General features: G+C 48.5%; 9 protein-coding genes. 3 read left to right on the top strand and 6 right to left on the bottom strand.

The genetic code is table 11. The features are described from left to right. Positions 1-64: 64 nt before the first annotated feature. Together BW944_RS12850 and BW944_RS12855 are read left to right on the top strand one after the other, a co-directional pair. Positions 65-1,162: an HD domain-containing phosphohydrolase gene (locus tag BW944_RS12850; protein ID WP_076560332.1), complete on the top strand. Its 1,098-nt coding sequence runs from the start codon at positions 65-67 to the stop codon at positions 1,160-1,162. A gap of 14 nt (positions 1,163-1,176) precedes the next feature. Continuing rightward, positions 1,177-2,991, top strand: coding sequence for an adenylate/guanylate cyclase domain-containing protein (locus BW944_RS12855; RefSeq protein WP_076560334.1), 1,815 nt, complete (start codon positions 1,177-1,179; stop codon positions 2,989-2,991). A 366-nt stretch (positions 2,992-3,357) separates the two neighbouring features. Here the strand turns inward: BW944_RS12855 and BW944_RS12860 are convergent, their stop codons facing one another. The 4 genes from BW944_RS12860 to BW944_RS12875 form a co-directional block, all read right to left on the bottom strand. Then, positions 3,358-4,197: an NAD(P)-dependent oxidoreductase gene (locus BW944_RS12860; protein WP_327291287.1), complete on the bottom strand. Its 840-nt coding sequence runs from the start codon at positions 4,195-4,197 to the stop codon at positions 3,358-3,360. A gap of 131 nt (positions 4,198-4,328) precedes the next feature. Beyond that, positions 4,329-5,180, bottom strand: coding sequence for a patatin-like phospholipase family protein (locus tag BW944_RS12865; RefSeq protein WP_076560338.1), 852 nt, complete (start codon positions 5,178-5,180; stop codon positions 4,329-4,331). A 59-nt stretch (positions 5,181-5,239) separates the two neighbouring features. Next, complete coding sequence (locus BW944_RS12870; protein ID WP_076560340.1) at positions 5,240-6,778, bottom strand: histidine kinase N-terminal 7TM domain-containing diguanylate cyclase; 1,539 nt, start codon at positions 6,776-6,778, stop codon at positions 5,240-5,242. A gap of 161 nt (positions 6,779-6,939) precedes the next feature. After that, entirely contained in the window at positions 6,940-8,871 is a 1,932-nt protein-coding gene (locus BW944_RS12875) for a fructose-1,6-bisphosphatase (protein WP_076560342.1), read from the bottom strand. Positions 8,872-9,059: 188 nt separating this feature from the next. On the opposite strand from BW944_RS12875, the gene BW944_RS12880 reads away from it, so the two are divergent. Then, positions 9,060-10,157, top strand: a complete 1,098-nt coding sequence (locus BW944_RS12880; protein WP_076560344.1) for a YkvI family membrane protein — start codon at positions 9,060-9,062, stop codon at positions 10,155-10,157. An 85-nt stretch (positions 10,158-10,242) separates the two neighbouring features. Here the strand turns inward: BW944_RS12880 and BW944_RS15170 are convergent, their stop codons facing one another. Both BW944_RS15170 and BW944_RS12885 read right to left on the bottom strand, forming a co-directional pair. Beyond that, entirely contained in the window at positions 10,243-10,419 is a 177-nt protein-coding gene (locus BW944_RS15170; protein ID WP_200806524.1) for a hypothetical protein, read from the bottom strand. Further along, the gene (locus tag BW944_RS12885; protein ID WP_076560346.1) at positions 10,412-11,248 is read right to left on the bottom strand and encodes a cobalamin-binding protein; all 837 of its coding nucleotides are present in this window, start codon (positions 11,246-11,248) and stop codon (positions 10,412-10,414) included. Before BW944_RS12885 ends, BW944_RS15170 begins: the two co-directional genes overlap by 8 nt. Positions 11,249-11,454: the final 206 nt, after the last annotated feature.

Below are 11,454 nucleotides of genomic sequence, written 5' to 3' on the forward strand. Positions count from 1 at the left end.
ATCATTAAGATATACTAATCATATAAGAATAATAATCTTTTGTATATACGGAAGGAGTACATCTATGACAACCACACATAAGCTGACTACCATCCTTTCCTATATTGCAGGGATATCCGGTGAAAGTGATCTACACAAAACACTGATGCAACTTGCAAACTTAGGGAAAGATCTTGCTTCCGCCGACCGCTGCACCGTCTGGATTCTCGATGAAAAAGCAGATGAACTATGGACGACTACAGCCCACGGAGTACAAGAACTACGCATTCCGGCTAATTCCGGCCTAGTCGGTACATCGATCAGCACCGGGGACATCGTCCATGTCGAAAATGCCTACGAAGACGAACGGTTCAACTCCGCCGTCGATGTCCACACCGGCTACTCGACGAAATCGATTTTATGCGTACCTTTCATGGATTCGGATGGAAAATATATAGGAGCTTTCCAGGCCATCAACAAAATGCCGGAAGGGCAGCCCTTCAACGAAGAAGATAAAGAAATCGTTCGACTTGCGGCGTCTTACGCCGGCAACGCTCTCGATTCCAAACTTCTCCACGAAGAACTTGTCGCAACCCAGAAGGAAATTCTCGAAACGATGGGACAAATCGGGGAAAGCCGCTCCCGCGAGACAGGCCATCACGTCAAACGGGTCGCCCTCTACTCCTATCGACTCGCCCTCCTCGCCGGCCTCCCTGAACAGGAAGCGAAGCTGTTGATGTCCGCTTCTCCTATGCACGATATCGGAAAGGTCGCCATCCCCGACCACCTTTTGTTGAAACCGGGGGGACTTACCGATGAAGAATTTGAACAAATGAAAGAACATACGGAAATCGGTTATCACATATTCCGTCACTCCACGAAGGAATTGCTTCAGGCCGCCGCCCGTATCGCTTACGAACATCATGAAAAATGGGACGGAAGCGGTTATCCGCAAGGGCTCAAAGGAGAGAACATCCATATTTTCGGGCGGATTACCGCGATCGCCGATGTCTTCGATGCTCTCGGCAGTGACCGCGTCTATAAAAAAGCCTGGCCCGACCACAAAATATTGAATCATTTCCGGGAACAGATCGGTCGCCATTTCGACCCTAAGCTGATGAACATCTTTCTCGCCCATTTCGACCACTTCCGACAAATAAGGGATGAATACTCATCCGCCTGAAGGAGTAGAGCCCCATGACCCAGGACAAAACGATTCATTACGAAGAAGAAAAGAGTATAGAACTGCCTGTACACACACTTTGGGAACTTCTATCGGATACCAACCATCTCAATCATTATATCGGTCTTTTTCCCGTGACATTCTCCCCTTTCCGTAAAGAAAATGGAACATTTTATCGAAAAGCCTATGCTAAGGCATTCGGGCTTATACCGGTCGAATGGAGGGAACAGACTTTTTCCTGGGTAAGAGATCAGTGGTATGAAGTAGAGAGGGTTTATGAGACGGGGCCTGTCGAACGAGTCGTCTGGCAGGTACACACGGAAGAAATAGATGCGAAAAGGAGCATGCTGAAATTGAAGGGATTCTTCACCTACCGGAATATCCTCGGTCAAGTGATGCTTTCACGGGTCATTCTCCCCCAATTGAGGAAAACGTTCGATTATGCGACGACATTCGAGAGCAATCGCGAGCAGTCGATTCCCCGGCCACAGGCAACGAAGAAGATTGAAGCGGACCAGGAACTTTTGGTAAATCGAACGGAGGAATTGAAGAAAGAAGAGGTTCAGTCGGATATGGTGGAGCAGCTCCAATCGGATATCCTTCATCTCGACAATGAAGAGGTTAGCGCCATCCGTCCCTATCGCTGGGCGGAAACCTATGGCTGGAACCGCAGGGAAACAGTACAGCTTTATCTGTTGGCGACGAAAGCAGGTATCCTCGAGCAGCACTGGAGTATGCTCTGCCCGAACTGTCGTGTACCTAAAGCTACCGTCTCCTCCATGAAAGACATTCCGAATCAGGTCCACTGTGATTTATGCGGCTTGGATTATGATGTCGATTTCGATAGGCTGATCGAGATGCAGTTCCGCCCCCATGCCTCTATCCGGAAGGTCGAAGAGGAGATCTACTGTCTGAACGGGCCGATGAACGCTCCTCATATCATCGCTCAGTTCCGTATCTCCCCGGGCACTTCTGACGTGATGCTACCGTCTCCGGAATCGCCGGTGCGCTTCCGGGTGCTCGGACACAATTTCACGGCCGGTTACATGCGGGAAGTGACTAAGGAAAATGCGAGCATGACAGTGACTGGCGATAGTTTTGATGCAGAATTCTACAATGCTGCAGACTCCCTTACTATCCATAACCACAACGAGGAAGAAATCGTCCTCGTCCTTGAGGAAACGGCTTGGGACGATGATGCACTGACAGCACGGGAACTGACCTCTCTGCAACTGTTCCGTGACCTGTTTGCGACGGAAGTGCTCTCCCCCGACCAGGAAATTCACGTCAGCAATATGACGATTCTTTTTACCGATCTCAAAGCATCGACGACCATGTACGAGAAAGTCGGGGACGCACCCGCTTATGCCGATATCCGCAAACATTTCGATTTTATAAGGAAGTATGTCCAAAAGGCGGACGGGGCCATTGTCAAAACGATCGGTGATTCTGTCATGGCTGCTTTCACGAGAGAAACGGATGCTTTCCAGGCAGCCATGAACATCCAGGCTCACATCAATGTGTTACGCCAGGATGTCGAAGAGCCGCTCCGCATAAAAATCGGACTGCACAGCGGCCCGGTCATCGCAGTGAACGCCAACGACCTTCTCGACTATTTCGGACGCACCGTGAACCTCGCTTCACGCATTGAACAGGAAAGCGACGGGGATGACGTAGTACTCTCTTCCGAACTGTTCGATTCCATTTCTATAGATATGGAACCGTGGCAAGACAAGTGGGAAGTAGACAGAAATACCGCCACCCTCCATGGATTTGAAAACAACGTAGAAATTGTACATGTAAAACGAAAAGCGGAAACTTCCGTTTAGAAGCACTGGCATAAGCAGGAAGCTTACTTTTTAGGTGGTCTTGCCTGAAAATAAGATTACTGCTTATGACATGAGCTTCTGGAAGTTGCAGCTAGACAAAAAAGCGGAAGCTCCCGTTTAGAAATACTGGCATAAGCAGAACGGTCAGATGGAAGGTGCCCTTCCCTTTCGCTGATCCGGACTGCTTATGACACGAATTTCTGGGAGCTGGAGCTAGACAAAAAAGCGGAAAAGCCCGTTTAGAAATACTGGCATAAGCATACTGAAAAAGCCTCCTGTTGAGTATGATTACGCATACTCAACAGGAGGCTTTTTTATACGAAATCTTTCTTGAATGTTCCCCCTCGAGAAGAAGGCATGCCGCGCTCAGGACTTCTTCCTTTCCCGCATAGCTTCGAACAGCCTCGTCGAAGCCAAAGCATTCAAAGGCAAAGAAACATCGTTGTTTATCCCTTCCTTATAAGCAGCAGTGAGATCTTTCTGCAGTATAGAAAGCGTAGCATCGGTTGTCCACTCGGATACAGTATCCCAGTTCCGGACGACCCAACTGTCTCCGGTACTCGCCTGAAGCAATTTCAATAATTCTTCCTGAGGCAGGTCGTATTTTTTCGCCAGCTCAAGACCTTCCGCCACAGCATTCACATTGATCCCCAACACCATGTTGTTGATCAGCTTGGCTGCCTGGCTGTTCCCTGGGTCTTCTCCGTAATAGAACGTTTCAGAACCGATGACGTCAAAAATCGGCTGGAGGGATTTTACGATTTTTTCAGGACCTGAAGTCATAATCGACAAAGTACCGGACTCGGCTCCCGCTACACCTCCACTCAGACCTGCATCCACTATATTCATATCACTTTCTTCCCGTACTTTTTCACTTAATTGACGCATCGACTCAGGATCGAGGGTACTCATGACAATAATGGTCTTACCTGCCTGTTCCGCATCTGACAGGCCCCCGTCCCCGAAAATGATATCTATGTTCTGCTCATAGTTTCGGACCATGGATATGATCGCCTCATCCACTTTTTCGGCCATTTCCTTCATACTATAAACCATGGTGATGCCTTCTGCTTCCGCTTTCTCATACACACCTTGGAACGCATCGTAGCCGATGATTTCAAATCCGGCTTTTTTCAAAGTGATTGCCACCTGGAAACCCATTGCACCGAGACCTGCAACACCTACCCTTTTGTTCATCATCTCCACCTCCTTTTTCCGGTATGTACCCGTAATGATACGTGTATAGTCACCCGGTTCCCATTCACAAGACGGGGGAGGAGAGTTTTTGAGCTGTCTCTTCCCACAAAAAAGACAGGAGACCGAAGTGGTGACCTGTCTTATCCTTTCAAAAATTCCTGCAGCGCTGATTCGCGTTCTCGCGCATCCGCCATCCCCCGTTGATAGAGAGAATTGAGCTTACCTTGATTCCGTTCCACACGACTGACACCCGGAGGGGAAGAGGGAGACACGACGAAAACGTTCCCCTTCCGTTCTTCCTCCCGGATATAGGAAAGCGTCTCATTGTACACTTTATGACGCTTATCCATCGCCTTCAGCAGCCCCGGATACTCCCGGTACTTTCTCCTCATATACCAGCCCACCGATTGCGGTTTTTTGAAGTAATCCCTGGTCTGGGTGAGGATGACTACGTTCTTCCTGTTGCCCTGGCGGATGGACTGCATAATCGGAATAGGATCGGCGATTCCTCCATCCATGAGCATCCGGTCGGCAAAAGGCACGGCCGGTGCCACCATCGGCAGGGAACTCGACGCCCGCATGAGTGTCAGCATGTCATCGTTGTATTCTTTTTTATCGAAATAAAGCGCTTCTCCGGTGATACAGTCTGTAGTGCCGACGACGAATTCCTCCTCCGCTTTCTCGAATGTCTGATAATCAAAAGGTTCCAGACTATTCGGCAATGTATCAAATAGAAAATCCATCCCGAACAGCTGACGCTTTTGAATCAGGTTGCGAAGAGACAGGTAATCGGGATGTTTCACATAGTCGACGAGGACGGCTCGGTTGCGGTCCAGCTGTCTGGAGACATATGAGGACCCGTTACAGGCCCCGGCTGAGACCCCGATGACATAAGGGAGATAAATGCCCGTTTCCATCAAGTGACGCAACACCCCCGCTGTATAAATACCACGGCTCCCGCCACCTTCGAGTACTAATCCGGTCTGTTCCATATTATTCCTCCTGCTTCTTCTTTCATTCTACTCCTTTCCTTTTCTCTTTTTCAACTCTTTCACGATACTTCATGATTGCTCAGAGCCACCTGGTCCCGACCGTTATGCTTCGCCTCATACATCGCCTGATCCGCGCAGTGATACACTTTCTCGAACGCCTCTCCCGACCTGAACCTGTGAATGCCGACACTGACGGTGACATCTCCATCAATGGCGTCATTAATATTTCTGCTTTCTCTTTTCAGAGACTCCCGGAAACGATCCACTCGTTCTTTCACCTCATCCGGATTCCCGCTCATCAGTATCCCGAATTCTTCACCCCCGAGACGGGTCACTACTTCCCCTTCTTCCCGGAAATGTATTTGCAGCATCCGTGCCATATACGTAAGCATCTCATCTCCGAGGACATGGCCGTACCGGTCATTGAACTTTTTGAAAAAATCGATATCCATAAGAACAAAAACCCGCTCCGCTCCACTTTCGATTTTTTTATATTCGTTCAGAAAAGCTATCCTGTTCATCAGACCCGTCAATGGGTCGAGGGAGGCCATGATTTCGAGTTTCTGTTCAATCTCCTTTTTATCCGTCACGTCTTTGAAAACGACGAGGAAAAGGGGGAGCGACTTCTCCTTCAGCCTGGTTACTGTAATATCATAATAGCGCTCCTTCCTTTCCGCAGAAAAAGCCGTGTCGACTCTCTGTTCCATAGCCCGTACGAACCCCGGGAAGTCTTCGAAAATCACTCTGGCCTCTCTGCGCAAAAGGTCTTTGGGATCCAACTCTTCGGCATTGCTATGACCGGCGATATCACAAATCGCACGGTTCACCTCTACGATATACCCGCCATCATCAATAAGCATGATGCCTTCGGACATATTTTCGATCACCATCTGTCTGGACACCGGCCAAACGGTATTGAAGTCCCTGTTTTTGTTTATGATAATCAACAAAAGGGCCATCGAACCATAAGATAAAGCGAACAAAGCCGGAATCTCCAGACCTAATAATGGCAGGACTGTAATACTTAATAGCGGAAGCACCATGACCATCGCCGACAGCCCATGTGTCAGACGGTACTGTCTCGGAATGTCGAACATGTTCCGGATCAGCAGGAATATCGTCAAAAGGGATATCACATAAGAATAGGAACCGAGAAAGGAACTGAGAGTCGAAGTCTCTACGGATACTTCGGTATAGTTCCACACCGTTTCCACGGAGATACTCTGCCTCATCCATCCATGGAAGGAATCCGTGAACAAAAGAGCAGCGTCAATGATGGAAGGTACAGCCAGTACCGCTACAAGGCGTATCGTTTTCCATCCCTCTTCTCTGTAAAGCTCCTTCGCGTATCCGAACAAGAGGAGCGGAACAAAAATGAGAGGGATCTGCTGCAGGTTCCGTAATGTAATCATGGTGGCCCTGTCGTTATTCAATAGTTCGAACACTGTCAAAATGATGAAAGCTCCCGTCAGGCCTGCTGCTAAAGCGAGAAAGCTTCTGAGCAGTTTGCGGGGAGGTTTCAGAAGTGCTGCAGATATGAACAGCGTACTTATACCGAGAATCATTAGGAGAAAGATGTAGGGATCGATATAGTTCATTCTCTGTTCCTCCGTTCTTTGTAGTCCTTTTATATCATAATACCACAAATCACCGAATAATTTGAATTTGAGAGGAAATTAAATCCGTAAAACAAAAATTATGTACATTTTTTTGAGTACCCTATATAAAAATATAGAAAAAGAGCGGCGCAGGGCCGCTCTCATTTCATATATCTCGCCTTAAGTAAATAACGAAGAGTGTCGATCTGCCCCATGATTTCCGTACCTATATTCGTCTCTCTTACCATCTTTCTCTCGAGCTCTTTATCGACAAGGCGCCTTACGGACAGAACGTCTATCCCGTCACTCAGCACTTCCTGTTTCGAGCTGAACTTCTGATGGGCGACCAGCTGCATCCCGAAGGAGTTGAAAAGCAGCGTATACCCGGCGATGCCCGTGGTAGACTGATAGGCTTTCGAGAAACCACCGTCGATGACGACCATCTTCCCGCCGGCCTTCACCGGATTCTCCCCTTCGATCTCCTTCACCGGCGTGTGTCCATTGATGATATGTCCCTGATCCGGATCAAGGTCGAAATCCTCAAGCATCTTGCGGCACACCTCTTCATTTTCACGCAGGTAGTAATACGGGTTCTTTTCTTCTTTATGGGTGGATTTATCTTTGATGAAATAACGTTCGAACGTCGTCATTTCACGTTTCCCGAAAAGCGACGAGTATTCGCCGGTCCACAGGTACCACACCATATCCGTCGCAAGATCATCCGTTTTGCCGGGGTTGGCGAAACTGTACCTCAGTTTCTCCTCGAAAAGATCGAGCAGTTCGCGACCTCCATATGTCTCCTCCTCGATCGTCATCGTTTCCATATTTCCGTCTTTATCAAGCGGAATACAACCGTGGATGAGGAGATTCCCATTGTATTTCAGGTACAGGTTCCCTTTTTTCATGAGAAACTTCATATGCCGGGTCAGCTTCTCCGAGTGCTGCACGGAAAACAGAAGCTTATCGATCACCTGCTGTTCTTCTTCTAGTAGTCGGTCCGGCTCTTCCGGATCGATCGTCTGGAAACACCCCTGCTCGATAGGGTGGGTCTCTCCTTTGATCGTCACTTCCTGCTTCTCATAGTCCACTTTTTCAAGAAGCAGCCGGCCTTCCATGTTGAAGCAGGAGCGACGCTTGATGATCGGACTTTCCAATTTGAACTGGATCATCGCTATCGCCTGGTGGATCTTCGTGATCTGCAGCTGTTCTTTTTCGGTCAGGCGCTCATCCCCCTGCAACTTCGGTCGAAACGCCGGATTGTCTTCATAATACTTCTCCGCAAGGTTCAGGAGCGGGCGCAGATTGATACCATAGGCGTCTTCGATGATGTCGAGATTCGCATAACGCGCACATATCCGCAAAATATTCGCAAGACACACCTTCGATCCCGAATACGCACCGAGCCACAGCACATCGTGGTTCCCCCACTGGATATCCAGGGAATGATAATCAATGAGCGTATCCATGATTTTATCCGGTTCCGGACCCCGGTCATAGATATCCCCGACGACGTGGAGATGATCGACGACAAGCCGCTGGATCGTGTAGGCGAGTCCGGCGATGAGCTTGTCCGCCTGGCGCAGAGAGATAATCTGTTCCGTGATGCTGGAGTAATAATCGGTCTTATTCGTATATTTATCGGTTTTGTACAGTAGCTCTTCAATGATGAAGACGAACTGCGACGGCAGAGCTTTCCTCAACTTCGAACGTGTATATTTCGAAGAAGCGTACGGAATCAGGCGGATCATACGCTCAATGACCGCCTTGTACCACTCATTAAGCTCTTCATCACTTGTAAAATTGCTCTTGATCAACCGCAGTTTCTCTTCCGGGTAATAGACGAGCGTCGCGAATTCACTGATTTCCTGCTCACTCAGTTCACCTGTGAAAATATCCCTGATTTTCTCCTTCACCTTACCGGAGCCATTCCTTAATACATGCTGGAAGGCCTGATACTCTCCGTGCAAATCGCTCACAAAGTGTTCCGTTCCTTTAGGCAGGTTCAGAATCGCTTCCAGGTTGATGATTTCGGTCACCACTTTTTCTTCGCTATCGTATTTCTCGGCAAGTAAATCCAAGTATTTTTTATTCACGTGTCCGCCCTCCCCAGTATGTGTACATTTATTTCGATTAGTATAACATAAATAAACATTATAGTGACATAATCTAACAGAAGAAAAGCTGATTTATTTTTCAAAGGTGAACGTAATTTCCCATTTAAAGGAAAGCGCATTCATGGTAAAGTTAAGAATAGTTTGCTGTACATAAGGGGAGTTTTTGGATGAAAAGAGTACTACGAATCGCCAGTGCATTTATCGGTATCATCGTCGGAGCGGGCTTCGCTTCGGGACAGGAAATCCTGCAGTATTTCACGAGTTACGGTTACGCAGGGACCATCGGAGCCATCATCGCCACCGCCATTTTCGCCTATATGGGGATGATGCTCACGAAACTCGGCACCAGAATGAAGGCGACGTCGCACAAAGAAGCGATCTACCGGGTAAGCGGTAAAAAACTCGGTATCATCGTCGATTACGTCATCATCTTCACCCTGTTCGGCGTCGGGGTCGTCATGATCGCCGGAGCCGGATCGATTCCGAGTCAGCAGTTCGGTCTTCCATCGGTATTCGGAACGATTCTGATGAGTGTTCTCGTCGTCGCGACGATTCTCATGAATGTGGAGAAAGTGATCAACGTCATCGGAAGTATTACCCCGTTCCTGATTGCGACCGTGCTTCTCATCGCTGCCTATAGCGTAGCCACAATGAATGTGTCCTTCGGAGAGCTCGATGCCACTGCAAAAGCGCAGGATTCCGTCGTAAATGGCTCCTTCCTGTTTTTACCGGGATGGCTGTTATCTGCGTTAAACTACGTCTCGTTCAACATCGCTGTCGGAGCGTCGATGGCCCTGTTAATGGGAGGAAATGAAAAAGATGAACGTATCTCCTCCATCGGTGGACTGCTTGGCGGACTGTCGCTCGGACTTATGATCGTGCTCAGCCACCTGGCAATCTTCTCTCAGGTGGAGACGGTCGCAAATGTGGACATGCCGATGTTGAAACTCGTCAGTGATATTTCCCCTGGTCTTGGACTTCTTTTCTCTCTTGTCCTTTTCGGGATGGTGTTTAACACAGCGATCAGCATGTTCTTCTCGCTCGCAGCACGGTTTACGACTGTCGGGACGAAAGAGCATAAACAGTTCGTCTTCATCGTAGGAGCGGTGGCACTCGGCCTCAGTTTCGTCGGATTCACCGACCTCGTCTCTATTTTCTATCCACTGATCGGATGCCTCGGGTTGTTTCTGATTGCTGCCCTGATTACTGCTCCGTTCCGGCTTAAGAAAGAACAAGCGAAAGCAAGTAAACAACGATCTGCATAATATCAATAAATCCCTGCCTGTCTCCTACATTCGGACCACGCAGGGATTTTTATATGAATCTGTTTCGCGGTAACCCCACATCTAGCTATCCCGACTCCTTCATCGCTTTCTTCACCCGTTCTTTCGGCTCCCAGCAATTGAACTGATATTCCGGTTTCGTATCAAACCCGAGCCTTTCGCAATAGATACGCTTCCGTCGATTCTCCTGGACTTCGATCCGGAAATGCTTACATGTAGCACAGCAATGATAGCGATTATTCATGAGAGAATTCCCACCCATCGAGCAAAGGATCCACATCTTCTGGTAACGGAGGATAAACAGTCGGATGAAGAATACTTGCCACTTTGACCAACCCAAGCAATAATCTCGGAGACGGCCTGCAGAACAGCGGCTCCTCGAGGACATATAGCTGATCGTTTTTTATCGCTCTCATCTCTTCAGAACGTTCCCGGCTATGAATGACTTTCGTGTTCACCTTTTCGTGCTGCACGCCTACCCAGACGACGCATATGACGTCAGGATCCCTGCTCCTCACGTCCTCCCAATCCGTCTGGACGCTTGCTACCTGCTTATCTTGGAACACATTCCTGCTACCGGAGAGCTCACTGATTTCCGTCAGCCAGTTCTCGGCTCCGGGGGTGAATATCGGTTTCGGCCACCATTCCCAGTAAACCGTCTTCGTATCTGTTACCTGAGTCGACAGGCGCTGATAATGATCGAGGATGGAGACGTATTTCTCTTTAAGCTCCAGCGCTTTCTCTTTAGTCTCCGTAGCTTCTCCGACGAACACGAGACAATCTCCGACTTCCGTCAACGTCGTGGGGTTCGGCACGATGACATAGGGAATGTTCCTTTCCTCAAGCCCCTCGATGTTCTTCTCCATCCCCGGCACGGTGAGAGAAGCCAATACCAGATCCGGCCTCAATTCTTCCACCATGCCCATGTCTATGCTTAAATCAGGACCGAGTCTCGGCAAGCTCAACACTTCTTCCGGCCAATCGGAATAGTCGTCGACCCCTACCAGCGACTCTTTCAACCCGAGATAAACCGCGAGCTCCGTATTACTGGGACAAATCGATATCAGCCTCATTTTATCTCACCTTTCCCGGGGATACTTACACTTTCCGTGATAAGCTTTGCCCCTTATGTATTCACAAACCCTCTTTCAATTCCAAATATTCAAATTATTTAACTTAAAAAAGGTTCTCCACAATGAAATGTGTTGATTTCTTCCTCTAACGTAGGATTCCTTTTTATTTCTAAGCTGGCGGACGACACTCCATACGGATCCGTAGG

The sequence above is a fragment of the Salimicrobium flavidum genome (genome assembly GCF_900156645.1).
Taxonomy (GTDB): domain Bacteria; phylum Bacillota; class Bacilli; order Bacillales; family Halobacillaceae; genus Salimicrobium; species Salimicrobium flavidum.

Bases quoted from the DNA above. Each gene is read 5' to 3' on its own strand.
- BW944_RS12850 (WP_076560332.1), top strand. From the start codon at position 65: ATGACAACCACACATAAGCTGACTACCATCCTTTCCTATATTGCAGGG.
- BW944_RS12855 (WP_076560334.1), top strand. From the start codon at position 1,177: ATGACCCAGGACAAAACGATTCATTACGAAGAAGAAAAGAGTATAGAA.
- BW944_RS12865 (WP_076560338.1), bottom strand. From the start codon at position 5,180: ATGGAACAGACCGGATTAGTACTCGAAGGTGGCGGGAGCCGTGGTATT.
- BW944_RS12870 (WP_076560340.1), bottom strand. From the start codon at position 6,778: ATGAACTATATCGATCCCTACATCTTTCTCCTAATGATTCTCGGTATA.
- BW944_RS12880 (WP_076560344.1), top strand. From the start codon at position 9,060: ATGAAAAGAGTACTACGAATCGCCAGTGCATTTATCGGTATCATCGTC.
- BW944_RS15170 (WP_200806524.1), bottom strand. From the start codon at position 10,419: ATGAATAATCGCTATCATTGCTGTGCTACATGTAAGCATTTCCGGATC.
- BW944_RS12885 (WP_076560346.1), bottom strand. From the start codon at position 11,248: ATGAGGCTGATATCGATTTGTCCCAGTAATACGGAGCTCGCGGTTTAT.